This is a genomic window from Fibrobacter sp. UWT3 (genome assembly GCF_900230125.1).
Lineage (GTDB): Bacteria > Fibrobacterota > Fibrobacteria > Fibrobacterales > Fibrobacteraceae > Fibrobacter.
Genome location: NZ_OCSS01000001.1, coordinates 1,684,726 through 1,711,267, shown reverse-complemented (window position 1 = coordinate 1,711,267; position 26,542 = coordinate 1,684,726). Strand labels below are relative to the sequence as shown.

Annotated in this window: 17 protein-coding genes; 13 read left to right on the top strand and 4 right to left on the bottom strand. The window is 55.3% G+C overall.

What is annotated here, in order from left to right; genetic code table 11:
- Positions 1 to 74 precede the first annotated feature (74 nt).
- Together purL and CRO08_RS07385 are read left to right on the top strand one after the other, a co-directional pair.
- Positions 75 to 3,950: a phosphoribosylformylglycinamidine synthase gene (gene purL / locus CRO08_RS07390; protein ID WP_097035643.1), complete on the top strand. Its 3,876-nt coding sequence runs from the start codon at positions 75 to 77 to the stop codon at positions 3,948 to 3,950.
- 51 nt (positions 3,951 to 4,001) lie between these two features.
- Positions 4,002 to 5,159 carry a fibrobacter succinogenes major paralogous domain-containing protein gene (locus CRO08_RS07385; RefSeq protein WP_097035642.1) on the top strand — a complete coding sequence of 386 codons (1,158 nt, stop codon included), beginning with the start codon at positions 4,002 to 4,004 and terminating at the stop codon, positions 5,157 to 5,159.
- Positions 5,160 to 5,298: 139 nt separating this feature from the next.
- On the opposite strand, the gene CRO08_RS07380 is transcribed toward CRO08_RS07385, so the two are convergent.
- Both CRO08_RS07380 and guaA read right to left on the bottom strand, forming a co-directional pair.
- Positions 5,299 to 5,835: a TIGR01440 family protein gene (locus tag CRO08_RS07380; RefSeq protein ID WP_369684799.1), complete on the bottom strand. Its 537-nt coding sequence runs from the start codon at positions 5,833 to 5,835 to the stop codon at positions 5,299 to 5,301.
- A gap of 248 nt (positions 5,836 to 6,083) precedes the next feature.
- Positions 6,084 to 7,919 (bottom strand): glutamine-hydrolyzing GMP synthase, encoded by a 1,836-nt coding sequence (gene guaA, locus CRO08_RS07375; protein WP_097035640.1) that lies wholly within the window; start codon positions 7,917 to 7,919, stop codon positions 6,084 to 6,086.
- Between the two features lie 127 nt (positions 7,920 to 8,046).
- On the opposite strand from guaA, the gene CRO08_RS07370 reads away from it, so the two are divergent.
- The 5 genes from CRO08_RS07370 (at position 8,047) to CRO08_RS07350 (ending at position 13,782) form a co-directional block, all read left to right on the top strand.
- A complete protein-coding gene (locus CRO08_RS07370) occupies positions 8,047 to 9,522 on the top strand; it encodes a PEGA domain-containing protein (protein ID WP_141398272.1) in 1,476 nt (491 codons plus the stop codon).
- A gap of 89 nt (positions 9,523 to 9,611) precedes the next feature.
- Positions 9,612 to 10,826 carry an FISUMP domain-containing protein gene (locus tag CRO08_RS07365; RefSeq protein WP_176495084.1) on the top strand — a complete coding sequence of 405 codons (1,215 nt, stop codon included), beginning with the start codon at positions 9,612 to 9,614 and terminating at the stop codon, positions 10,824 to 10,826.
- Positions 10,827 to 10,849: 23 nt separating this feature from the next.
- Complete coding sequence (pth, locus tag CRO08_RS07360; RefSeq protein WP_072810873.1) at positions 10,850 to 11,404, top strand: aminoacyl-tRNA hydrolase; 555 nt, start codon at positions 10,850 to 10,852, stop codon at positions 11,402 to 11,404.
- A gap of 124 nt (positions 11,405 to 11,528) precedes the next feature.
- Entirely contained in the window at positions 11,529 to 12,986 is a 1,458-nt protein-coding gene (gene guaB, locus CRO08_RS07355) for an IMP dehydrogenase (protein WP_097035637.1), read from the top strand.
- Between the two features lie 115 nt (positions 12,987 to 13,101).
- Positions 13,102 to 13,782 (top strand): hypothetical protein, encoded by a 681-nt coding sequence (locus tag CRO08_RS07350; RefSeq protein WP_097035636.1) that lies wholly within the window; start codon positions 13,102 to 13,104, stop codon positions 13,780 to 13,782.
- A 76-nt stretch (positions 13,783 to 13,858) separates the two neighbouring features.
- On the opposite strand, the gene CRO08_RS07345 is transcribed toward CRO08_RS07350, so the two are convergent.
- Complete coding sequence (locus CRO08_RS07345; RefSeq protein WP_139258758.1) at positions 13,859 to 14,086, bottom strand: hypothetical protein; 228 nt, start codon at positions 14,084 to 14,086, stop codon at positions 13,859 to 13,861.
- Positions 14,087 to 14,282: 196 nt separating this feature from the next.
- Here CRO08_RS07345 and CRO08_RS07340 point away from each other — a divergent pair, with 196 nt between their 5' ends.
- From CRO08_RS07340 to CRO08_RS16705, 6 genes are all read left to right on the top strand, one after another.
- Positions 14,283 to 16,607: a hypothetical protein gene (locus CRO08_RS07340; protein WP_097035753.1), complete on the top strand. Its 2,325-nt coding sequence runs from the start codon at positions 14,283 to 14,285 to the stop codon at positions 16,605 to 16,607.
- 38 nt (positions 16,608 to 16,645) lie between these two features.
- Positions 16,646 to 17,437, top strand: a complete 792-nt coding sequence (locus CRO08_RS07335) for an inositol monophosphatase family protein (RefSeq protein ID WP_097035635.1) — start codon at positions 16,646 to 16,648, stop codon at positions 17,435 to 17,437.
- 80 nt (positions 17,438 to 17,517) lie between these two features.
- The gene (locus CRO08_RS07330; protein WP_141398271.1) at positions 17,518 to 19,272 is read left to right on the top strand and encodes a glycoside hydrolase family 9 protein; all 1,755 of its coding nucleotides are present in this window, start codon (positions 17,518 to 17,520) and stop codon (positions 19,270 to 19,272) included.
- Between the two features lie 189 nt (positions 19,273 to 19,461).
- Positions 19,462 to 20,199 carry a thioredoxin domain-containing protein gene (locus CRO08_RS07325; RefSeq protein WP_097035633.1) on the top strand — a complete coding sequence of 246 codons (738 nt, stop codon included), beginning with the start codon at positions 19,462 to 19,464 and terminating at the stop codon, positions 20,197 to 20,199.
- 103 nt (positions 20,200 to 20,302) lie between these two features.
- On the top strand, positions 20,303 to 23,488 hold the full coding sequence (locus CRO08_RS07320) for a carbohydrate binding domain-containing protein (protein WP_097035632.1): 3,186 nt from the start codon (positions 20,303 to 20,305) through the stop codon (positions 23,486 to 23,488).
- Positions 23,489 to 23,573: 85 nt separating this feature from the next.
- On the top strand, positions 23,574 to 24,227 hold the full coding sequence (locus CRO08_RS16705; RefSeq protein ID WP_141398270.1) for a hypothetical protein: 654 nt from the start codon (positions 23,574 to 23,576) through the stop codon (positions 24,225 to 24,227).
- Positions 24,228 to 24,280: 53 nt separating this feature from the next.
- Here CRO08_RS16705 and glgB read toward each other — a convergent pair whose 3' ends face one another.
- Positions 24,281 to 26,497, bottom strand: a complete 2,217-nt coding sequence (gene glgB / locus CRO08_RS07315) for a 1,4-alpha-glucan branching protein GlgB (RefSeq protein WP_097035631.1) — start codon at positions 26,495 to 26,497, stop codon at positions 24,281 to 24,283.
- Positions 26,498 to 26,542 lie beyond the last annotated feature (45 nt).

Sequence of the window (26,542 nt, the reverse complement as noted above, 5' to 3'; positions counted from 1 at the left end):
CAGGTGTTTTTCGGGGCGAAAAAGCGCGGCCATTTTTCTATCTTTACGGCGTAAAAATCAAACCGAGGTTTATAATGCTCATTTTACGTGGTACGCCGGCTTTGTCGGATTTCCGTCTCCAGAAACTTTCTTCCGATTTCAAGAGCGCAGGCCTTTCTGTCGCTTCCGTTTACGCTGAATTCCTGCACGTGGTGGACCTGTCCGCCGAACTTTCCGATGCGGAAACTGAAACATTGAAGAAGGTGCTGCACTACGGTCCGGCCCGCGAACCCAAGGCTCTCGAAGGCGAACTTTTCGTGGTGTGCCCGCGTCCGGGTACTATTAGCCCGTGGAGCTCGAAGGCTACCGATATCGCCCACATCTGCGGCCTCCCGGCCATCAAGCGCATTGAACGCGCTATTGCCTATTACGTGAAGTTTGAAGGCGCTGTGCCCGCCGGTGCCCGCGCCCAGATTGCGGCCAAGATTCACGACCGCATGACGCAGGCCGTGTTCGCCGACACCGCATCCCTCGAAGTCTTGTTCAGCAAAGAAGAACCGCGTCCGCTGAACGTGATTCCGGTGCTCGACCAGGGCCGCGACGCCCTCGTGAAGGCCGACAAGGAAATGGGCCTCGCTCTGAGCTCCGACGAAATCGATTACCTGGTGAAGAACTTCACCGAACTTAAGCGCAATCCGACCGACGTGGAACTCTACATGTTCGCGCAGGCCAACTCGGAGCACTGCCGCCACAAGGTGTTCGGTGCCGAATGGACCATCGACGGCGTGAAGCAGGACAAGTCCCTGTTCCAGATGATCAAGAACACCTACCAGCTCCACAATAGCAACATCTTCAGCGCTTACAAGGATAACGCCGCCGTGATGAAGGGCGCTACCGCCGGCCGCTTCTACGCTGACCCGCGCAACAACAAGTACGACTTCCACCACGAAGAAGTTGACATCTTGATGAAGGTCGAAACCCACAACCACCCGACGGCTATTTCTCCGTTCCCGGGTGCCGCTACCGGTAGTGGTGGCGAAATCCGCGACGAAGGTGCCACGGGTAAGGGCAGTAAGCCGAAGGCCGGCCTCACGGGCTTTAGCGTTTCGAACTTGAAACTGCCGGGTGCAGTCCAACCTTGGGAAAAGGACTTTGGTAGCCCGTCCCGCATTGCGTCTGCCCTCGACATCATGATCGAAGGCCCGCTGGGTGGTGCCGCGTTCAACAACGAATACGGCCGCCCGAACATCCTCGGTTACTTCCGTACTTTCGAACAGGAAGTCGATGCCCAGAACGGCAAGGAAGTCCGCGGTTACCACAAGCCGATTATGCTAGCTGGCGGTCTCGGCAACATCAAGCACCAGCATATCGAGAAGGGCCACATCGACCCGGGTGACCACCTGATTGTGCTCGGCGGTCCTGCCATGCTCATTGGTCTCGGTGGTGGTGCTGCTAGCTCCGTGCAGAATGGTGCCGGTAACGAGTCTTTGGACTTCGCGTCTGTGCAGCGCGAGAACCCCGAAATGGAACGCCGCTGCCAGGAAGTCATTGACCGCTGCTGGGCGATGGACGAAGAAAACCCGATTACGTTCATTCACGACGTGGGTGCAGGTGGACTTTCGAACGCCTTCCCGGAACTCGTGAACGATGGCGGCCTCGGCGGTAAGTTTGAACTCCGTAACGTGCCGAACGATGAACCGGGTATGAGCCCGTTCGAAATCTGGAGTAACGAATCCCAGGAACGCTATGTGATTGCAATCGCTGGTGACAAGCTCGATGTGTTCGATGCCATTTGTAAGCGTGAACGCTGCCCGTACGCCGTGGTGGGCGAGGCCATCCCCGAAAAGCACTTGACGCTTACCGACAAACACTTCGGCACGACTCCGATTGACATGCCGCTGGGCGTGCTCCTCGGTAAGCCGCCCCGCATGATCCGCAACGAAAAGAGCCAGAAGCGCCCGCTCAATTCCACGGTGGTTCCGGCCGATGCAACTATCAAGGACGTGGCTCACCGCGTGCTCGCGAACCCGACCGTCGCCGACAAGACGTTCTTGATTTCTATCGGTGACCGTAGCGTGACGGGTATGATTTGCCGCGACCAGATGGTTGGCCCGTGGCAGGTGCCGGTCGCCGACTGCGCCGTGACCAGCGCAACGCTCGATACTTACGAAGGTGAAGTGATGAGTATGGGCGAACGCGCTCCGGTTGCCTTGATTTCTCCGGCTGCCGCTGCCCGCATGACGGTGGCGGAATCCCTCACGAACATGGCTGCCGCTTGCGTACCTGATATGGGTCGCGTGAACTTGTCCGCAAACTGGATGGCAACGCCGAACTACGAAGGCGACGGCGCCGACTTGTACGAAGCCGTAAAGTCCATCGGTATGGAACTCTGCCCGGAACTTGGCATTACGATTCCGGTGGGTAAGGACTCCATGAGCATGAGCACCGTGTGGTCTGACGCTCAGGGTAGCCACCGCGTGACCGCTCCGATTTCGCTCGTTATCAGTGCCTTTGCTCCGTGCGCCGATGTGCGCAAGACGCTTACCCCGCAGCTGTTGCAGGATAAAGATTCTACGCTCGTTCTCGTGGACCTCGCTCGCGGTAAGAACCGCATGGGTGCTTCCATTGCCGCTCAAGTTTACTGCAACCTCGGCGATAAGGCTCCGGATGTCGATAGCGCTAAGGAACTCCGTGCCTTCTTCGAAACCATCCAGAAGCTCAATGCGGCAGGCAAGATTATGGCCTACCACGACAAGAGCGATGGCGGCCTCTACACGACGCTTGCCGAAATGGCGTTCGCCGGCCACGTGGGCGTGACGGTGAAGGCCGAAGCCCTCAAGGGAAACCTCATCGACGCCCTCTTCAACGAAGAACTGGGTGCCGTGCTCCAGGTGAAGAATGCCGACCTTGCGGCTGTGCGCGACGCATTTGCTGCCGCTGGTCTCGGCGATACGGTTTCTGAAATTGCAACGCTCAACGATTCTTACAACTTGGTCATCGGCGACTACGCCGAAGGCCTCTCGGATTTGCGCGCCATCTGGAGCGACACGACCCGCCGCATCGCGGCCCTCCGCGATAACCCGGATTGTGCCGAAAGCGAATACAAGCTCAAGCTGGAACAGGACAATCCGGGTATCACGCCGAAGGTCACCTTCGACGTGGCGGCGTCCGCCAAGATTGTGAAGGACTACGCAAGCCGCCCGAAGATGGCAATCCTCCGTGAACAGGGCGTCAACGGCGAGCTGGAAATGGCAGCTGCCTTCCAGAAGGCCGGCTTCGAATCTATCGACGTCCACATGACCGACATTCTCGAAGGCCGCGTTTCCCTCAAGGACTTCAACGGTCTCGTGGCCTGCGGTGGCTTCAGCTACGGTGATGTTCTCGGTGCCGGTGAAGGCTGGGCCAAGAGCATCCTCTTCAACCCGAAGGCCCGCGCCGAATTTGAGGCTTACTTCAACCGCAAGGATACCTTCACGCTGGGCGTCTGTAACGGCTGCCAGATGGTCTCTAACCTCAAGGACTTGATTCCGGGCGCTAAGCATTGGCCGCGCTTTGTGCAGAACCTCTCCGAACGCTTCGAAGCCCGCTTCTGCACGCTCAAGGTCGAAGACACTCCGGCTGTGCTCCTCAAGGGCATGGCAGGCTCCGTGCTCCCGATTGCGGTCGCACACGGCGAAGGCCGCGCGGAATTCGCTAGCCGCGAAGCCGCCGAAGCCTGCCTGAAGACCGGTCTCGTGGCGCTGCGTTACGTGGACGGCAAGCACGAATACACCGAACGCTACCCGCTGAACCCCAATGGCTCTCCGTTCGGCATCAACGGCCTCTGCTCCGAAGACGGTCGCGCCCTCGTGATGATGCCGCACCCCGAACGCGTGTTCCGTACCTGCCAGTACTCCTGGCACCCGGCAGAATGGGGCGAAGACGGCCCGTGGATGCAGTTGTTCCGCAACGGACGCATTTTTGTCGGCTAATTTGTCCCAAAGCGCCCTTTTCGGATAATTTGTGCTTATATTTGTGACGTTATGAGAGCGATAGTATCATTTGTCCTGTTGTTGAGCATTCATTCGTTTGCGGCGTTTGTCGCCGTCCTCGAGACGGTATCTATCGACAAGGCGATTACGCCCGCGGAATGCCGCTTCTTGACAGATGAATTGCGCGCTCAGGCGGGTGCTGCCCTGCCGTCGTACATGAACTACACCATCATGACGCGCGAGAACATCAACGTGATGTTGCCTCCGGGCAAGTCCATCGAGGATTGCGAAGGGAGCTGCATTGCGGAGACGGGCAGGAACATCGCTGCAGACTATGTGGCTCAGGCACGCGTGGGGAGGTTCGAGGACCGCCTTACGCTCACGGTGGAACTCTACGCGACGGGTACGGGCAACCTCATCGGCAGTTTTACTGCCATGCAGACTACCGCAGTTGACCTGTGGAACAGCATCAAGGCTGATGCAAAGTCGATGTTTGCCAAGGTGCAGAACGTTATGCCTGCGCCGGCTGCTGCCGCCGAAAAGCCCCAGTCGGAATGGGAAACGTCCCCGCTGAAGAACGGCGACGTTGAACCGCGCGACCCTTCGAAACCCTTCGTCAAGAAGTACATCAAGGATCCGCGCGACGGGAGAACGTACAAAGTTGTCGTTATCGGTAAGAGGGCGTGGATGGCCGAAAACCTCCGCTACGATGCTCCCGGGAGCGAATGTCACAGTTCCGACGATGCAGCCTGCAGGCTGTATGGCCGCTATTACACATGGGCCCAGGCACTCAATATTGACCCGAATTGCAATTCCAAGACGTGCGCTGTAAAGAAGAGCATGTTCATCAAGGGCATTTGCCCGGCAGGGTGGCACATTCCCTCGATTATCGAATGGCAGAACCTTTCCAAGTATGTACAGGGCAAGGCGAAGGGCAACGCTTCGCTGGTGCTCAAATCCGATTACGGCTGGAAAAAGAATAACGGCACGAACGAATCCAGGTTCAATGCCGTTCCTGCCGGCTATCGTTTCGGTAGTGGCAACTTCATGGACCTGGGTAAAACTGCTCGCTTCTGGTCCACTGCCGACCTGGGCGCAGTCGAGGCCGTCAGCTGGGAAGTGACCGACGATTTCAACAACGCCGGCATGACCTATCACGAAGATTACAAGGTGAACGAACTCAGCGTCCGCTGCGTCTCCGACGAGTAATTGTCATCCCCGGTTTAGTCGGGGATCTTTATAGTCATTTTGAAATCTGTCACCCTGGAGCCTCGAAGAGGCGATAGGGTCCACTCTGTATGTCATCCCCGGCGCCTGTCCTCGCTTGACGGGGATGACCGGGGATCTTTTAAAATTTCGGATACCCGTCTTTTAGGCTCTCATCGTAATGCGCGCGTTCACCGCCGATGAACTTCGGGCGTGTGCGTGCCGCAATCAAAATTGCCTTGCCGATATGCGTTAGCTGCATGTGGACAGGAACCGCGACTTCCTTCAGGTGCATTCCGATGAGCGTTCCGCCGATATCGAGGCCTGCGTCGGCCTTGATATGCTCGATGGCGACCGGATGCTCGAATGCGCTGTAGCAGGCTGTCGCAAAAGAACCGCCCGCCTTGGGTTGCGGTACCACGTTCACGATTTCGGCAAACGGGACAGCTGCGTGCTCGATAATGATGGCGCGGTTCAGGTGCTCGCAGCACTGCGCCGCGATGAAGATGCCCTGCGGCTTGAAAACGGACTGTAAACCTTCGAAAATCGCCTTGCCGACTTCGGGCACGGAATGGCTACCGATGTCGTTTCCGAGCGTGGAACTCGTGCTGCAACCGATAACCACAATATTGCCCGCCGTGAGGTGAGCCTTTTCTACAAGTTCCTTGGCGGCGTTCATCGCGTCGTTACGAATCTGTTCGACAACGTTCTTGTCGTCTATCTCGTATGTAATGCCTGCCATATCTTACCTCATTGTCATTACCATCTGTCATTCTGGAGCGCGTAGCGCGATAGAATCCATGGACCCTATCGCATCGGCCTGCGGCCTCGCTCCAGGGTACTCCCACGGCGCTTTCACTTTGTTCAAGCGCGTGTTCACGCGGCTCGGTCATGACAAAAAGCAAGCTTTTTGTCGCGACTCTCGCCTTATTCCCATTCAATAGTTCCGGGCGGCTTGTGGGTCACGTCGTACCACAGCGAGCCGGCGCCTTCGGCTTCGAACTTGCGCCAAAGACCTGCGAGCATTCCCTGGTCGATTTCGGCGAAGTTTGCGGTCATGGCCTCGGTGGAGTTTACCGGGCGCATCACGATGCAGGGCTTGCCTGCCGTGCGGAGCGGAACAAGCACCACCGGCATCTGCCAAATCTTTTCGTACAGGTCGTTTGCCTGCAGGAATTCGGTGCAAATGTTGTCGAACTTGCGGAGCGTATCGAAGTTTTCGCGAGTGGCGTACTGTTCGACGAGCTTTGGGTCTTCATCTGCAACAGAGCCAATCTGGTAAATCACGCGGTTGATTGCCTTGAAGCGGTTGGCAAGTTCGGTGGAGAACTTTTCGCAATCCTTCCAGGAGAGACCCGGAGTGGTAATGAGGAACGGCTGCGCGTAGGTACGGCCGTCGCCCTGCACGCCCACGCTCTTGATGGGGAGCAGGCGGCCAGCGATGTTGTTCGCCTTCAGGTAGTCGGCGAGGGACTGACCGGCGGTATCCTTCACGTCTTCGAACTTCACCATATCGTCGGTGAGCTTGCCTTCGCTGCAGAGCAGGCGAACGCCGAGACCTGGACCCGGGAACGGGTGACGCCACACAAGGTTGTGCGGGATGCCCAGTTCTTCGCCGAGGGCGCGGACTTCGTCCTTGTACAGGTCGGCGAGGGGTTCCAGCACGAGGCCCTTTTCCATAAGGTCCAGGACTTCTTGCACGCGGTTGTGGTGCGTCTTGATCTTGTCGGCGTTCTTGGTGCCGCCGCTTTCGATGGTGTCGGGGTAGATGGTGCCCTGAGCCATCATCCACTGGTTCGGATCGAGGTTGAGCTTCGCCATTTCCTCGTCCTTCACCGTCAGGAATTCCTTGCCGATAATACCGCGCTTGGTTTCCGGCGCAGTCACGCCCTTGAGCTTCGCGAGGAAGTGTTCGCTGGCGTCGCGGACCTTCAGGTTGTTCATCCCCTCGGCCTTCAAGAATTCCATAATCTTCTGGGATTCGCCGAGGCGCATCATGCCGTTATCCACGTGCAGGCCGAGGACTTTTTCCGGCCCGAGCACGCGGTTCAAAAGCACGAATGCAACGGTGGAGTCCACGCCGCCACTCACGAGCAAGAAGACCTTGCGGTCCTTGACCTGTTCCTTGATGCGTTCCGTGATGAGCGGCAGGTAGCTCTTCATGTTCCAGGTCTTCTTCGCGCCCGTGAAGTCCACGAAGTTTTCAAGCAGCTTCATGCCGAACTTGCTGTGCGTGACTTCGGGGTGGAACTGGATACCGAAAATCTGGCGCTCAGGCTTGTCGCTGTCGAAGGCGACGGCGGCTATTTCGCAGTCCTTGGTGCTGGCCACAATCTTGTAGCCCTCGGGGAGCTTCGTGACCTGGTCGCCGTGGCTCATCCACATGGGGCTTGCCTTCGGGAGTCCCTTCAGAATCGGGCAGTTTTCGTCGCCCACAATCAGGTCGGCGATGCCGTATTCCTTGACCTTGCCCGGTTCCACGTGACCGCCCAACTGCTGGGCGATGAGCTGGTGACCGTAGCAGATGCCGAGTTTGGGCACCGGCAGGTTCAAAATCTCGGGATTATATTCCGGGGCGTCGGCCGCATACACGCTGCTGGGGCCGCCACTGTAGATGATTCCCTTCACGCCTTCGAGCTCGCTGACGGGAGCGGCGGGGGAATGGATTTCGGTAAACACGCCCAGGCGGCGCACGCGGTTAGCAATCAGGTGGGCGTACTGCCCGCCAAAGTCCAAAACTGCAATAGTATCGACGTTCTTCATACACCGCAAAGATAGAAAAATGCAGGGGGGTATTGTTTTTGATGTAAAAAAAAGCTATTTATATGCTTATATTATCCGTGTCGCCTTTTGCCAGGAGCCTAACATCGTGAACCGGGTCTTAAAAATTTTGTTTCTCGCTCTGTTGCTGACGGGCGTTTCTTTTGCGAAGTTTGTCGCTGTTCTTGAGACCGTGGCCGACAGCAAGGATATCCTGACCCTTTCGGAGCGCCAGTACCTCACCAACATGCTTCGCGAGCAGGCGGTGCAGGAACTCCCTGCCGAACTCAACTTTACCATCATGACCCGCGAGAACATCATGATGATGCTCCCTCCGGGCAAGTCCATCGAGGATTGTGAGGGCAGTTGCCTTGCCGAAACGGGCAAGAACATTGCCGCCGACTATGTGGCGCAGGCACGCATCGGCAAGGTGGGCTCGAATATTTCCATCAGCGCAGAACTGTACGAGACTGCGGGCAGCAAGCTGGTCGCGAGTTTCAACGGGCTCGGTGCCGACGTGAATGCGCTTATGGAAGTTATCAAGACGAAGTCTCCGGAATTTTTCCGCAAGGCGCGCGGCGGCGCGACAGGTATTGTGCGTACGGGTTTTGACGGCGCGGGCAACCAGACGTTTGTCGTGAACGTAACGACGAACCCGCAAGGCGCGGCTTTGAGTATAGACGGCCGTCCGGTGCGGCAGTGCACGGCGACTCCGTGCCAGGTCATGGTAGATGCGGGCGAACACCGCTTTGTTGCGGTCTTGGATCACCACGAAGATGCGGAAGGCTTGTTCACGATTAGCGGGGACGGTCAGGAAGTTTCGCTCGACCTCGTGCCGCGTTACGGTACGCTCACGCTTGACCTCGCGTTCCCGGCGGGTGGTACCTACGAAGAACTGAAAATCAAGGTCGACGGTGAACTAGTGCCTGCGGCAAATAAGGTGCTGATGGACCCGGGAACCCGCTCGGTTGAAATCGCTCACCGCTGCTACAGTCCCGTGTCGTTCAAGGTGGGCGTGTTCCGCGATAAGGAAGAGGTGTTCAAGGAATCGCTTTCTCCTGTTGTTGGCGGGATTTCGCTCAAGGCGCGTTCTGCCTCGGGCGAGGAACGTAGTTTGTCAGTACTCGTGAACGGCGAGAAGGTCGGCACGACTCCGTTCACGGGGAGTGTCCCGGTCTGCGCGAAGATTGCGGTCGTTGACGATGCGGGCGAACATCCCCTTGACGTGAAAATCGAGCAGGGACAGGTAGCGCAGTTTGAATATGTGGAACCCGCAAAGGAAACTGCGGTCGCGGATGCCGTTGCGATCCAGCCGGAAGTAGACTCTCCGCAGCCGGGTGAAAGCGTTCCAACGAATGTGGAACAGCCCGAGAAGAGTTCGCATCTGGGGCTCAAGATTACGTTCGGTGTAGCCTCGCTGTTGGGGTTCGGCGCCGCTATCGCTGGTGAAATCGGCGCGAAACATTTCAGGGACAAGGAACCCGATGGCGAGACATCGTATAAAAATCGCCTTGATACCATTGATGGGTTTGAAAAAATGCGTGGTGCTGGTTTGATTCTCGGTGGTGTTGGACTTGTCGCCTTTGGCCTCACGTTCGTGTTCTAGGGGAGGGATATATGATGTTTGATAGAAGAAAATTCGCATCGTCATCCTCGCGACTTGTGCTGAGCTTTGCCGAAGCAAGGCGAGGATCTATGCCTTTCGTATTCGCTCTCGTCGCATTCCTCCTCTCGGCTTGTACCAGTTACTACGAGGAATTCGCGGACGAATATGGCTACGGCAAGAGCAGCAAGGGCTATGAACTCAACGGCACGACGCTGACGGACCTTCGCGATGAACATGCCTACAATGTTGCCAAGGTAGGGAACCTCTACTGGATGTTAGACAACGTTGCCTACAAGTTCTACCGCAACCATGACGAAGAGGACAAGGCGGATTGCCCGAGACCTAGCGAGAGGACTTGCGTTGAAACGGGATTCCTTTACCCTGGCACAAAACTGGATTACGTGTGCCCGAACGGCTGGCGTTTGCCTAGCTACGAAGAATGGGAAGAGTTCTACAATTCCTCGGCTTTTAGGAACTATTCGCTTGACAATGACGTGTATAAAGGGTATATGAGTGGAGACCGGTCCTTGAACAAGGATGGAGAAGCAGCCTATTTCTGGACCAATGACGAGGAAGACGGCAGCCATTACCGAAAGTGCTTATCCATCACTCTGGAGAGGGGCTCGTTCCAAATTGCAGGACCTTGCCACGAACAGTGGAAACTCGCCGTGCGCTGCGTGCTGGATGCGGGTGAAGCGAATGTGGTGCCTTCCAGTTCGGAGCAAAATGCTGTAGAAAAAGACTTTGATTGTTCCGTGACTGATGGTGTAAAGGTTGTTTACCCCGAAGGCGGTGAATGGTTCGAGGTGGGCGAGACCATCAAGCTCGTGTTCGGTTCCGACATGGATTTCGGCGGCTTCGGTGTTGAACTCCGCTTCAATGATGGCGCACAGAAGGTGAACTTACTCGAAGAAAGCATTGACAACGCGGTAATCGATGGTGAGACCTGCAACGAATACAGCATTAAGCTGGATGCTGAACTTGGAGTGGTCACTGCAGACGACGCTTACATCTATGTCTACCCGTATTCCAAGCAGTCTAAAGCAGGCAGATCGGAGATATTTAAAGTATATTCGGATTCTCCGATAGTCGAAGATGGTGGTGACGACGGCTCGGACAATTCAAATAATGCAAGTGTTTCCGAAGAAGTTGTCTCTTGTCAACACCCCGCGTATTGTTATACGACAACCGCAGACAGTCTGAGACATTGTGACTTAGACAAAGAGGTTGCCGAAGTCAAGGTGCAACTAGCAAAGGACGAAGGAATTTTTAAAGAATTCTTTGTTGACTGCTGGGATATGTAATTCTAATTTCCTAATTTTGAACCATGTACATTATCGTCGGTCTCGGAAATCCTGGTACTCAGTACTCTAATACGCATCACAACGCGGGCTTTATGGCGGTCGAAAAACTTGCCGACCCGAACAAGGACTGGAAGAGCGAACACAAGGCGCTCACCATGAAGGTGACCATAGCGGGCGAGGAATGCCTGCTCGCAAAACCGCAAACCTACATGAACCTCTCGGGCGAGGCTGTTCAGGCCCTGATGACCTGGTACAAGGTGAAGGTCGACCATCTGCTGGTCTTTAGTGACGACATTAATTTGGACGTAGGCCGCATCCGTTGCCGCAAGGATGGCAGTCACGGTGGCCAGAACGGGCTTAGGAACATCATCGAGCATGTGGGCGACAAGTTCCCGCGCATCCGCTTTGGCGTGGGCAAGTGCCCCCCGAAATTTGACCTCTCCAACTGGGTTCTGGCGAAGTTTTCCCCCGAGGACCGTCCGGTCTTTGAAGAGGCGATTGCAAAGGTCCCGGCTCTCGTGGAATGCTACTTCAAGCTCGGCATCGAGAAGTGCATGGAACGTTACAATGGGAAATGACTCGTAGAGTCATCCTGAGGCTGAAAGCCGAGGGATCCAATGGCGTTTTGTTGCTACAAAATGCGTCTTTTTTTGCTAGACCCGTGACATTTTTGCTATATTCTATGCGCAAAAGAGGTAATTTATGAAACTTTTGCCAGAAGCTTTGACGTTTGACGACGTCCTCCTAGTTCCCGCTGAATCTTCTGTCTTGCCGGCCCAGACCGACGTGAGCACACAGCTCGCTCCGAATATCAAGCTGAACATTCCTATCATCAGTGCCGCCATGGATACCGTGACGACGGCTCCCTTGGCTATTTCGCTCGCCCTGCAGGGTGGTCTTGGCATCATCCACAAGAACATGAGCGTTGAAGAACAGGCCGAAGAAGTCCGCAAGGTCAAGCGGTGGCAGTCCGGTATCGTTGTGAACCCGGTGACGCTCGATGCCGACCAGCCGGTCTCCGCTGCTTTTGAACTCCGCGCCCGCAACAAGGTGAGCGGCTTCCCGATTCTTTCGAAGGGCAAGCTTGTGGGCATGCTCACGAGCCGCGACCTCCGTACCGTGAGCGACATGAACGTGAAGATCAGTTCCGTGATGACGAAGAACCCGGTGACGGCTAGCCCGAAGGTGAGCCTCGCGAAGGCGAAGGAAATCCTCGCCGAAAAGCGCATCGAGAAGCTCCCGCTCGTGGATGCCTCCGGTGCACTGAAGGGCCTCATCACGATGACGGACATCTTGAAGCGCGAAAACAACCCGAACGCTAGCCTCGACAAGAACGGCCAGTTGCTCGTGGGTGCCGCAGTCAGTACTTCTGCCAACACTCTTGAACGCGTCGCCGCCCTCGTGGACGCCGGCGTCGACCTGCTTATTATCGATACGGCTCACGGCCACCACATCGGCGTGCGCAACATGGTGAAGACCGTCCGCAAAAAATACCCGAAGCTCACGATTTGCGCAGGCAACGTCTGCACTCCGGAAGCGGTTGCGGAACTTGCCAAGTGCGGCGCGAACATCGTGAAGGTGGGTATCGGTCCGGGTTCCATCTGCACCACGCGTATTGTTGCCGGTGTCGGTTACCCGCAGTTCTCTGCTGTCGTTGAATGCGGCAAGATGGCCCGCAAGGTTGGCGTGAAGATCATTGCCGACGGTGGTCTCAAGTTCTCGGGCGACATCGTGAAGGCTCTCGCTGCCGGTGGTCACGCCGTGATGGTGGGCTCGCTCTTTGCAGGTACCGAAGAAGCTCCGGGCGAAGTCATCCTCGCCGATGGCCGTAGCTACAAGAGCTACCGCGGCATGGGTTCCCTCGGTGCGATGAAGGCCGGTTCTGCCGACCGTTACTTCCAGGGCGGCGTGCAGGAACCGCGCAAGTTCGTTCCGGAAGGCATCGAAGGCCGCGTGCCCTACAAGGGCCCGCTCCGCGACACCGTTTACCAGCTGATTGGCGGTATCCATTCCGCGATGGGCTACGCCGGTGCTGCAAACCTCGACGAACTCTACAAGAAGGCGACGTTCGTGCGCATTACGGGCGCAGGCCTCCGCGAATCTCACCCGCACGATGTGACCATCACGAAGGAAGCCCCGAACTACCATACGGGCGACTAATTCCGCTTTCGGTAATCGTTTAGAAAATGCCTCTGGAAAATATCTGGGGGCATTACTTTTGTGGACAAACTATAAAAGAAATTATATATTGAGGATAAACGAAAAGGAGATTTTTATGAGGTTTATTAAGTTTGCTTTCTTGTCTATACTTGCGGGTGTACTCTTTACGGCGTGTGCTGCTCCGCGCTATTACATCGATGCGGAGTGGAAAAGCATGCCGAAAGCTACTACGGCAAAGGTTGTATTTGCAAAGCCTACGGTTGCCAATCCTGACGACTTGAAAGACGATTTGCCCGAATACGTGGATAACTTTGCCAAGTGGTTCGGCCCGCAGGTGAAAGATTACCTGAATGCGGAAACACGAAATCAAATCAAGTTCTCCATGAAGCAGGTGCAGCCGGGGGATATCTCTTACACAAAGCAAAAATTGGGTAACGAGGACTTCGATACGCCTGCGTTCGCGAATATGGAGGACAATGTCGATTTGTACATCGTCGTGTCCGATATCTGGCTTGGTCGCGATACCGAGGTACACCACTACGAGGCGGGTACTGTGCAGGCGAGGTCGATGGACCCCTTGGGAATGAATCCAATGGGAGGCTCGTATTCCACCAACGTGTTTATGTCAAAATGTAAGTATGCCTTCTACGATGCCAAGACGAAGAAGCTTCTGGGCTATGGCCATGCCGAAGGCTCTATGGGGTATACGTTTGCTGTTTCTAAGGGTGATTGGGAAGGTGCGGTGCGCAGTATGGTTGTGAACCTTGCCTGGAATACTCCGATTGTAAGTTGGTAAAAAGGGCGCTTCGGGATTAACAAAAAAAGGCCTGTCCATTCGGACGGGCCTTTTGCAAATGCACAAGAAGGTGGGGCTACATGTCCCAGCAGTCCTCGAATTCTTCCTTGAAGATTCCTGCGTCCTTCGCCTGCTGCACCTTGACTTCGGTAACTTCCTTGTCGAGGTCGCAATGCCTCTGGGTGTCTTCTGTCGTCCTGTAGCAGTAGGCGGGCTTCTGGCAGGCCTTGGCGGAATTGCTGTCACCGCATGCGGCGAGCATGAGCGCTGCGATGGCGAGTGCGGGTATCATAAGTCTCTTCATAAACATCCTCTTTTTTCTCTAATTTACATTTTATTGTGACGTAGTGTACATTTTTCCTGAAAAAATTTACTTTATTCTTCAAAAAGCGTCTTTTAGGAGCATATAATGCGTGAAAATCCCTTTTTCGGAGGTTTTCGACGCGTTTCTTGGCGTGCTTTTGGGGCTCATCAAGTGCATTTTGCTAAATTCATATACGATGAAACAGTATTTTTCAAGACTGCTCCTGCTTTTTGCGTTCTGTATTTTGGCGGTGTCGTGTTCCGACGAGGAAGAAGGGACCGAGTTCCTGTTTGACCGCGAAATCATGGAACTGAGCGTAATCCAGGGGTGTGCCGACGAAAACGACACTTCTGCGTGTTTTAGCGTCCGTTACCGTTTGCCCATCGACAGGGAAGACTTTGCCTACATTCATGTTTGGATAGATACGACCGTCGTGGACGATACCTCGAAGGCGGTTTCTTCGAAGCAGATTGACAAGGCGACCAAGTCCATAGACTATTCTTCGGGTACCGAGCGCGTTTACGATACGCTTGACTTGACCGAGCTGGTCAAGGACTATGTGGACCAGGGGTACGATAGCGTGCAGGTGGCCCTGTTCTGCGAGTACACCGATGGCGACCCCGGTTCCGTACAGCGCGTGTTCCTGCATTTTGGTGACGACATTCCGCCTTCGCGGGTGACGGTGTACGATTCCGTGTGGACGACGGGCGCGCTTTTCGAGTGGTACCGCCCGACTGACCAGACCAACTTCTACAAGCCGATGTACCTTTCGGGGATGATTGTCGGTTACAACGTGGTTATCTGGTCTTCGGACAAGGACGAGGACCTGCGCGACCTGAAGATTACGCTGACCGGCCCCGACGGGGTAGATTCTACCGGTTCGACCTACTACACGCGGCATTCCAGGATTCGTGCAAGCTCTGATTCGGTGTGGTTCGATTCCGTTTCGCACGGCGATAACGTGAAGAACTACCTGCGCATTTCCATTACCGACGGGAAGGGCTTTGATTTCGATGCCGATTCGCTGAACCGGTTCCGCATGGTGATCGAGGGGCTCAAGTCCATGTCGGAATACACGATTGGCATTTCGGCCTGGGATTCCGTGGGCAATTCCTCGGGAACGGAAGGCCTTTCTACGGTCGAGACGAACCAACTGTTCCTGACTACGGATTCCGTTGCACCCGTGATGCCTACGCGCCTCTACTTTATGGAGGATTCTCTGTTCCCGGGAATGGCACGGCTCGATAGCAACAACCGCCTGCGTATTTTCTGGAGCAGGGGAGTGGACCCCTACAAGGCGGACCACCCGATTGAATCCGATACGGTCGTGCTGATTCCGGATACGTGCCTGTTCACGCTGTGTTACGATACGGTCGCGGTCTATGTCGTGGAACATTACGACGTGAACTTGAAGGAGTGGAAGGAATATGGCTATGCGGGCGGTTCGGGCCGCTTCAACAAGCTTTACGCGGTCGATAGCGATACCATGGCGGTGTCCGCGACGGGAACATTCGTGACCGATACTATCCGCTGGGTTTCCCCGGGCGATACGATTATTTTCCGCATCCGTGCGAAGGACAAGTCCGGGTATTACTCGACGGCGCTTATCGACACCATTGCGGTTTCTCCCGGCAAGCTTGCATCCGAGATGGAATGCCCCGAAGGCTTTGTGCCTGTTTCTACGGGCGATTCGGCCAGCTTCTGCATGGAGAAGTTTGAACACAGGAACGATTCGGGCGAGTTCGTCTACAACGTGCTCCATTCCGAGGCAGTTGCCGCGTGCGAGGGCGTTTCGGCAAGCGGGTTCACCGTCAGCCTGTGCAAGGAACGCGACTGGGAACTGGTTTGCCTTTCGGGCGGTTCGCTTTCGTACGGCGTGCTGAACGAACTCAACGTAGATGCGAGCGAATACCTGTTCAGTTACTGCAACGTGGGAACGAACGATTCCGCTTCTGCGGCGGATGTCTCGAAGCGCGATTACCGGTGCGTGAACCCGATGGGCGTGCGCGACATGCCTGGCCAGTACCAGGAATGGGTCATTGGCAGGTCCGAAGATACGGTTGCCGTAGCGAAGGGTTCTAGCTACAAGATTTATAGTGGGCTTGACCGAGAATCGCTTGCGCTTTGCACGAACCGCTCGTTCCCGTATTTCACGAGGCCCGCATACACGACCGATTCCGTGTACCTGTACCGAGAAGGCTCGAAGGTCGATACCGTGTTTGCTGCCGATACATCGCGCACGCTCTTCAAGGTACTTTCGCAGAAGGATTTCACGGACAGCCTGCAGTTCTTTACCGTGCAGGATTCTTCGGGCAATACCATCGGCGAGGACTACGCGCTGTACTCCGAGTACAAGAAGGGTGGCGACGCGTGGCTCGACACGCTGGGCAACGGCCTGAAGTACGTTCCCTCCGAAATCAAGGTGGTGTTCCTCACGGGCGAGAAGGTGCGTTACCGCGAGGCCGCCGCATTCTACAAGTCCCCGACCATCGGCTTCCGCTGCTGCGCCTACCCGGAGTAGGGCGCCTGCCAACTGCCAACTAAGTTTTGCCAACTAAAATGCAAGAATCCCAAAATTTCCTTTCCGTTGCCGAAACGCTTGCCAAGCGCGCCGGTGACCTCTGCCTTGAAATCCAGCAGGATTTGGGCGAAATTCACTACAAGTCCAAGAAGGATGTTGTTACCCGCGCCGATATTGCAAGCGAAAAACTGATTGTCGAGGGAATCCGGAAGGCGTTCCCGACGCATTCCATCCGCACGGAAGAGGCGGGCGTCATCGAGGGCACGGACCCGCGCTACCTGTGGATTATCGACCCGGTGGACGGCACCGTGAATTTTAGCCGCGGGATTCCGCTCTGGGGTATCTCCATCGCGCTCCATTTTGAGGGCAAGCCTCTGGTGGCGGCGGTAAACCTCCCCAAGCTGGGCGAACTCTATACGGCCAGCAAGGGCGGGGGAGCCTTCATGAACGGGAAGGCGATTCATGTGAGTCGCGAGAGCGATTCCGTTCACGCAATCGTGAGCAACGGCGATTTCAATGTGGGCGATGCGCAAAAAATAAACGAGCAGAATTCCCGCAACTTTGCCCGCGAGGCGGTTGCCTTCGAGCGCGTCAAGTGCCTGGGCTCTGCCGTCATCGAGGGCTGTTTTACGGCCTGCGGGCGCATAGACTGCTTCGTGATGACCATGAGCTACCCGTGGGATATCGGGGCGATTGCCCTGCTGGTAGAGGAAGCGGGCGGGAAATCTACCCGCATTGACGGCAAACCGCTTGAATTCGTGGATGCCGAGCAGGCGATTTTCACGAATGGCCTGCTTCATGAGACGCTGGTCACGACTTTGGCCGTGTAAACAATCTTTTCGTGTGATTTTTCGCTAAAAAATCTTATATTGTTGCCCGGTGGGTGTGGGTGTTCCTTACCGGAGAACACATGAATTGTAGAAAAGTTATTGTTTCGGCCCTCTCCCTGATGGCCATTGTACCCTCTGCCGGTCTTGCGGCTCTCAGCACGGATGATTACATCGAGGCTGCCTGGATGACTACGCGTTTCTTTGGCGCACAGCGTTCAGGTGAGGGCCCGAACTGGATCCTAGATGGCACCAACTACACCAAGAGCTTTACCAAGGATAGCTACAACGGCAAGGATGTTTCGGGTGGCTGGTTCGACTGTGGCGACCATGTGATGTATGGCCAGTCGCAGGGCTATGCCTCCTACATTCTGGCACTCGGCTATGCCGAATTCACCAAGGGCTTTTACGACCTTTATACAGGCGACTATTCCGACTACAAGGAAAGCAAGGATTATACGCGCAAGGGCGGCAAGCCCAACGAGGTCCGTGACCTGCTCGAGGAACTCCGCTACGAGGCTGACTTCTGGGTGAAGGCCGCTATCAGCAGCTCTGCCTTTGTGACGGTGAAGGGCGACGGCAATGCCGACCACACCAAGTGGGTCACTGCGGGCAAGATGAGCACGCTTGGCCAGGGCGAGGGCGGTGAACCCCGCTATGTCAAGGGCGATGCCAACGACGGCTTTACTCCGGGTATGGCGGCAGCAATGCTTGCCGTGATGGCGCGCGTCGACCCCGACGAAGCCAACAAGAAGAAGTACCTCGAGGCAGCAAAGACTGCCTATTCCTACGCCAAGTCGCACAAGGGTGTCACGAATTCCAGCAGCTTCTACGAATCTAGCTGGTGGGATGGTCGCTGGAAGGATGGTCCGTTCCTCGCCGCGCTTGAACTGTATCGCACGACGGAAGATGAGAAGTACAAGACCGAAGCCGACGAATGGTTCTTCGACCTCGATTTTAGTTCGGGCAGCTACACGCGCCTCAACTACTCGAATGCGGTCCCGCTTTCCGTGGTGATGGGTGAGGGCGTGTTCCACTGGGCGCCTTCCTCGGGTTCCTTCTACGATGCGGAGCAGTTCCTCGACAACATCTACAAGAAGAAGGCGAAGAACGATATCTTCATGGGCGAAACCGGCGGTGGCGGCTCTTTCTCCGTGCGTTCTCCGGCGGGTGGCGCTTTCCTGTATGCGCTCATGTCCAATTTCTACGGCGAAACCAAGTTCGATGACATTATCGAGAAGAACGTCGCTTACCTGCTTGGTGACAACAGCAACAAGAAGTCCTATGTGGTCGGGTTTACCAAGAACGGTGCGAATGCCCCGAAGTCCCCGCACCATCGCGGGTACTACGGCAACGAGGATACGGGCCGCGAGGTGGATTCCGGACTCCAGCCGCCCGAAAAGAACAAGCTGCTTGGTGGCCTTATCGCGGGAGACTTTAACAGCGGGAGCCACAACGGGACTGTTTCTGCCTGGAACGTGAACGAGGTCTGCGTCGATATGAACGCGCCTCTCGTGGGTGCGCTCGGGTACATCCTCAGCAAGAAGGCGCCCGTCACTATGCCTGGCGAGGAAGAAAAGCCGGATACGGTAGACGTGATGCCGGTGGTGGCGAAGGCTCCCGATTTTTCGCTTGTCCAGAACGGCTCTACCATCACGCTTTCGGGTATGGACGCTTCTGCATTCGACGTGCAGGTGTTCGACCTCGCCGGCAAGATGGTTGAACAGTTCAAGGGCCTGCAGGGCACGGCGACGCTTTCGCTCCGCGCGAAGGGTGTGCTCCAGGTTCGCGTAATTTCTGCAAAATCGCGCCATACCTTCATGGTGAAGTCTTTGTAAAATTTCAGTAAGGTTTTTTGGATTGCGGGGTGTATTTTTTACCCCCGCTTTTTTTGTAAATACAAACAGCCTTCTACCTGCTAAGATCAGCCAACTAAGTTCTGCCTTCTGCCAACTATTTTATATATTTCAATCAAAACGCGGGCGGACTTCGCCCGTTGGATGGTTTATTCAACTAAAAGGAAAAACATGAAACGTATCTCTATCGTCGCTATGGCAGTTCTTGCCGCTAGTTTCGTCGCCTGCAACCAGGCCTCTGCCGGTGGTTCTTTCAACCAGCAGGCCCGCATCGACTCCCTCGAAAAGAAGGTGACCGAAATGGAGGCAAACATGGAAGCTGTTGCCTACATTCTCGAAAAGCGTGCAGGCATGTCTCTCGAAGATGCCAAGAAGGAAATGGAAGAGGCCAACAAGGTCTGGGATATCCCCGTTGACGACAGCCCGGTTTTCGGCAACACCAAGGATCCGAAGCTCACGATTGTTGAATTCACCGAATTCCAGTGCCCGTACTGCTCCCGCATCGCTCCTGTGATGAAGGAACTCAACGAGAAGTACCCGGACAAGATCCAGTTCATCTACAAGCACTTCCCGCTCAGCTTCCACAGCAATGCCAAGGCCGCTGCCGCGTCCTCCATCGCTGCCCAGAAGCAGGGCAAGTTCTGGGAATACCGCTACGCCCTCGCTCCGCATAGCCGCGAACTCTCCGATTCCGTCTATATCGCAGTTGCTACTGAAATCGGCCTCGATATCGAGAAGTTCAAGAAGGACATGGTCCTCGACTCTGCCATGGAAGCTCGCATCGACAAGGACTTCCAGTTGGGCGTGAAGGTCGGCGTGCAGGGTACCCCGAACTTCTACATCAACGGCAAACGCCAGGACCGCTTCAGCCCGGACCTGGTCGAAAAGATGCTCAAGGAAGCCAAGTAGTGTTTTCAGGTGTACACGCTTAAACGTCTAGGCGTGTGCCCTTTTTCGCATTAAGAGTTTAAATTTAAAGCAAAAAATCAAACAACAAACAAGGAACGACAATATGATCAAGCAAACATTGAAAGTCGCGTCTGTCATCCTCCTGGGTGCAAGCGTGGCTGCAATGGCTCAGCCGAAGAAGCCGAAGACGGTCGTCTACAAGTTCTTCGACGAGCAGTACCGTCCGGGTGGTTTCGACTACGCCTACGGTGGCTCTAGCAAGGGCATCACCATCACGAAGGACGGCGGTTACAAGTCCAAGGCCGCCCTGAACATCAAGCTGGACCCGAAGGAATACTCCGGTGCGTCCGTCTGCTTGTACAACGAGTTCTTCGACCTGAACAAGTTCATGCTCGATTCCAAGGTCGAATTCATGATCAAGGGCAAGAAGGGCGGCGAAGCCGTGAAGATCGGCCTCCTTGACGAAGAAGTTTCTGACGGCAAGAAGACTCAGGTTGTGCTCCCGATGAACAAGTACATCGAGGGCGGTGCCGTCACGACGGACTGGAAGAAGGTTTCCATCCCTCTCGTGGACTTCCCGGACCGCGGTCTCTACTGGGACAACACCCGCAAGTCTGAATTCCCGGCCCGTATCGACTGGGACAAGATTGCAGAAATCCGCTTCTCCATCGACAAGAGCGGCGCATCTGATTTCGAAATCTGGGTGGACAACATTGAAATCGTGAAGGGCAACAAGAAGGCTGCCCCGAAGAAGCAGATTGTCTACTGGGATGAAAACAACGATGTCATCGACGGCCCGAAGAACCCCGAAAAGCTCGATGGCAAGGTCAAGCCGGTGGCTAACGGTACGTTCTACTCCGACGGCCTCAAGGGCTTCAGCTATAGCTACGGTGGCCTTTCTGCCCAGCGTGAAGCTCAGTCCAAGACTGCTGGCAACAAGAACGTTCTCGCCCTCTACATCGACAACAACGACTGGTCCGGCGTGACCTACTCGCTCGGTGAAGGCAAGTACATCGACCTTTCCAAGGTCCGCAACAAGGGCGGTCTCTACTTCTGGATTAAGGGTAAGCTCGGCGGCGAAAAGGTGTACGTCGGTATCCTCGACAACCAGGGCAACGACATCAAGAGCCAGACCAAGGTCAGCCTGAACGACTGGATTGCTGGCGCCAAGGTCGGCACCGACTGGAAGCTCGTGAAGATTCCTCTCAAGAAGTTCGTCGACAAGGGTAAGGCTTGGGATGCTAACAAGCAGGCCGAAGTCGCCAAGGACGTGCAGTGGAACAAGATTCAGGAAATCCGCTTCTCTGTGGGCAAGGGTGAAAACCAGGGTGAACCGGGCAAGCCGGCTCCTGTGACCATCTTTGTGGACCAGATCACCTTCACCGAAACCATCGACTGGGTTGACCCGGATATCAAGTGGGACAACTGGAAGTCCAAGGCTCCGGACATGGTCATTTCCGACTTCGAAGGCAAGTTTGCCAAGGACAAGTGGGAACCGTCTTTCGGCCCGAAGTCCAAGGCCGAAATCGAGATGCCGTACAAGAGCTCCAAGCTCGATGGCAACTCCCTCTTCATCAAGCACTTCGAAATGTCTGACTGGGTGGACTTCGTTCTCGACTTCACCAAGAACACTGCCGCTCACGACGCCAAGCTCCGCGACTGGACCAACCACTGGGGCATTATGTTCGACGTCTACTCTGAACGTGCATGGCAGTCCATCACGGTCCAGATCGGTGACGCCGGCAATGAGCTCTTCGTGTCCAACACCGGTGTGCCGCGCGGCCGTACCACTGTGATTGTGCCGTTCCGCACCTTCAGCAAGTTCCCGTACTACCAGCCGCCTAACGCCAAGGAAAACGGCGTGTTCGACCTCAAGAACGTCGTTTCTCTCGACTTCAAACCGGGTGGAGAAGGTTCTAACGGCTCCTTCGAAATCGACAACATCAAGCTCACCAACCAGCGCGAAGTCAAGGCTGCCGCTCGTCCGGCTGTCGTGAAGGTCGATGTGAAGGGTACCGGCGACGTGATCAACCCGAACATCTCGGGCGGCCTCTTCGGTATCAACGCTGCCCTCTGGGATGGCGACATGCTTGACAATCCGAAGTTCAAGGTCCAGACCCGCGACTTCGTGAAGCGCATCAACCACGGCATCATCCGTTACCCGGGTGGTCTCCGTGCCGATGACGACCACTGGAAGGAAATCCTCGACAACCACGACTGGATGGTCGATACCGACGAATTCCTCGCCTGGTTGAAGAAGACCGGTTCTAACGCCATGTTCACCGTGAACTTCGGTTCCGGCACCGAACAGGAAGCCGCTGCCTGGGTGAAGCACACCAACATCGACAAGAAGGCCGGCATCAAGTACTGGGAAATCGGTAACGAAGTCTACGGTAACTGGCACCCGTACTACGAAAAGTACGGTAAGGACGGCGGTACCATCTACGGTAAGCGCGCCCGCAAGTTCATCGAGGCCATGAAGAAGGTTGACCCGACCATCAAGGTGGCGGTGCTCGGCGTTCTCGACGGCGCATGGAACGACAACGTGCTCAAGGAAACCGGTGACATTGCCGACGGTATCATTGTTCACCACTACCCGCAGCACATCGGTGAAGAAAACGACTTCGCCATGCTCAGCGCCCCGCAGGACCTCGTGCCTATCTACAGCCGCCTGCACAAGCTCGTGGACAAGTGGACCAAGCACTTCAACAAGGACAAGAAGTTCGAACTCTGGCTCACCGAATGGAACTCCGTGGACTTCAACCCGGGTCCGCAGACCATCGCTCTCGAAAACGGCCTGTTCGTTGCTGACTACCTCGCTATGCTCGCCACCGAGAACGTGGACAACGCACAGTACTGGGATATCCACAACGATATCACTCCGGAAGGCGGTGACTACGGTTACCTGACCCGTTCTGCCGAAGAGTGCATGAACTGCCCGCGTCCGAGCTACTGGGCATTCCAGATGGCGTCCGACGCTCTCCGCGGCAAGCTCCTCAAGACCGAAATCTCCGGTGACAAGGAATCGCTCATCACGACCTACTACACCGAGAACGGCAAGAAGAAGAGCCTCCTCGTGATCAACAAGAGCCCGTACAGCGACTACGAACTCAAGTTGAACATTCCTGGCTTCAAGGGCAAGGCCACTGTCCAGACGCTTGACAAGAGCTCCGAAAAGCTGAAGGAAGGCTGGGCAAACGATCCGTCCAAGAAGGCCAAGAAGGGTGTTGACGTGAGCAAGCCGATCAAGGTCGGCAAGCGCACCATCACGCTCATCACGATTGAGTAAGTCAGTCACACAGACTTGAAACGAACGCCTCGGCTCTGCCGGGGCGTTCTTTTTATGCAATCTTTATAAGTATATTTTCAAAAAAATGGAGATAAATGTGTTTCGTAATCTTTTTTTGATAGGATTCTCTTTTATATTGTGTTTTTTCTTTTTCTCCTGTGGAATCTCAACGGGAGGAGGTGATGGTGCTTCTGGCTCTTGTGAAAATGTTTTGAAAGTTCATCCCCAAAAAATGAATTTGTCCGTTGAATTAGATTGTCCATATGACAGTACATGTGATGCAAGGTTGTTGTTTAAGAATATGGAATATTCGGATTCATTGAATAGTTGTTATGGGAATTTTGAGTATTTGTTCGTTTCTGAAAAACAAAGGTTAAAAATCCATAGATTTGAAGAAATATCTGTAGCTTTAGATTCTGAAGAACATATCCGTTTTTCTTTGCTAGATGAGACTAATACTGAGAAATATTATGATGTTGACCTGTCTAAAATTATTCATTCTTTCGAAGTTGTAGGGGATTCTGTAAAAATTGATATGCTAAGTGCTGGTTTTTCTGAGATACGGATGGATTGTCCTTCTTCTTGGGAACGATGCCGTTTTGATTCGGACTATGAATATGTTATGGTTGGCATGGATTCAACATGGTCGAATGGATTTACATTTGATCAATATTTATATAATCAAAGCTCGATGGAATCCGACAGTATACATGTTTATGGGAAAATAATTTTTAGATAAAAAACGGCAGCTTTAAGCTGCCGTTTTTAAGTATGAATTAAAGAACTTGTGAGTTATCTTTCCAGGCGGAAATACACTGCCGCAAGCGGCGGGAGCTGAATGTTGAGGCTCCACTGCCTGTTCTGCCACGGGATATCGTCCGTCCAGACTTCGCCGAAGTTCCCGACATTGCTGCCGCCGAACATGGCCGCATCCGTGTTGAAGATTTCCTTCCAGGCTCCGCGGGCGGGGGCGCCCAGGCGGTAGTCGTGGCGCACGACCGGCGTGAAGTTGAACACGCACAGGATCTGGTTCCCGTGGTCGTCCTTGCGCACGAAGCTCACGATGGAATTGTCTGCGTCGTCGCACCAGATCCACTCGAAACCGGTGTGGTAGTGGTCGATTTCCCAGAAGGGAGCGTTTTCCTTGTACAGGTGGTTGAGCGTCTTCATCATCTGCAGCAACTTTCCGTGACTGTCCCAGCTTACGAGGTGCCAGTCGAGCGACTGCTTCTCGTTCCATTCGCGCCACTGCCCGAACTCGTTGCCCATGAAGTTGAGCTTCTTGCCCGGGTGCGCGTACTGGAATGCGTAGGTGAGTCGCAGGTTCGCGAACTGCTGCCAGTTGTCGCCCGGCATCTTGCGGAGCATGGAGCCCTTGCCGTGAACCACTTCGTCGTGGCTGAACACCTGGATGAAGTTCTCGCTGTAGGCGTACATCATGCTGAATGTCAGCTGGTTGTGGTGGTACTTGCGGTGGATAGGTTCGTGCTCGATGTAACTCAGGAAGTCATTCATCCAGCCCATGTTCCACTTGTAGTGGAATCCGAGGCCGCCCTGCTCCGGCGGGCGCGTGATGGAGGGGAAGCTCGTGGATTCTTCTGCAATCAGGATGGCGTGCGGGGTCAAGCGGCCCATGATGCTGTTCAGGTGCTTCAGGAACTCGAGCGTATCGTAGTTGATGTTGCCGCCGTCCTTGTTCGGCACCCATTCGCCCGGACCCTTGCCGTAGTCGAGGTAGAGCATCGATGCCACGGCATCCACGCGGAGGCCGTCGCAGTGGAATTCCTTGAGCCAGTACATCGCATTTGCGATAAGGAAGTTCTTGACCTCGTTGCGGCCCAGGTTGAAGATGTAGGTGCCCCAGTGCGGGTGTTCGCCCTGGCGCGGGTCGGCGTGCTCGTAGCAGGCGGTGCCGTCAAAGCGGCCGAGCGCGTGTGCATCCTTCGGGAAGTGTGCCGGCACCCAGTCGAGAATCACGCCGATTTCGTTCTGGTGGCAAAGGTCCACAAAGTGGCGGAACTGGTCGGGCGTGCCGTAACGGCTTGTGGGGGAGTAGTACCCGGTCACCTGGTAGCCCCAGGATTCATCGAGCGGGTGTTCCGCCAGCGGCAGGAATTCCACGTGCGTGTAGCCCATCTCCTTCAAGTAGGGGATGAGGCGCTCGGAAAGTTCGTCCCAGTTGAGGAAACGGTCGGGGTTTGCGGGGTCGCGCCTCCAGGAACCGGCGTGCACCTCGTAGATGTTCATGGGGCTTCCGAAGACCTTGGTGGCCCAGTGCGTCTTCATGTAGAGTTCGTCGCCCCATTCGTAGCCGTCGAGGTGGGTCGTGATGGAGGCTGTTGCCGGGCGGACTTCCGCAAGTTTTGCGAGCGGGTCGATCTTTACGTGAAGGTTGCCGTCCGCACCGTGGATTTCGAAGCGGTACAGTTCGTTTTCGCCGAGGTTCGGGATGAATATTTCCCAAATGCCGGAACTGCCGAGCATGCGCATCTGGTGGCGGCGGCCATCCCAGCTGTTGAAGTTGCCCACGACGGAAACTGCGTGTGCGTTCGGGGCCCAGACGGCGAACTGCACGCCCTTGAAGCCCTGGTGTTCCACGAGGTTCGCGCCCAGCTTGCGGTAGAGTTCGTAGTGCGTGCCGGTCGAAATCAGGTGGCGGTCGAATTCGGTGAGTACGGGCTGGAAGGCGTACGGGTCGGTGAGCGTGTACTCGATGCCGTCGCCCTGCTTGATAATCAGGTTGTAGAAGAACGGCTCGTAGTCCATGTCGAGGATGGCCTCGAAGAACCCGGTGTCGCCGAGCTTCATGAAGTCGAATTCCACTTCGCCGTCGCAGCTTTCACCACGGATGAAGGCTGCTTGCGGTTGGTAGGTGCGGATGACCGTCTTGATTCCCTTGTCCGTCTCGAGCGGGTGGATGCCCAAAATAGAGAACGGGTCCTTCGTCTTGAAGTCCCAGATAGCCTGCATGTCTTCTGCAGAAAGGCTCGTAAAGTCGTTCCAATCCATAAATACTCCTTTAGACAACCCGTGAAAAAACGGGCTGTGGCACTT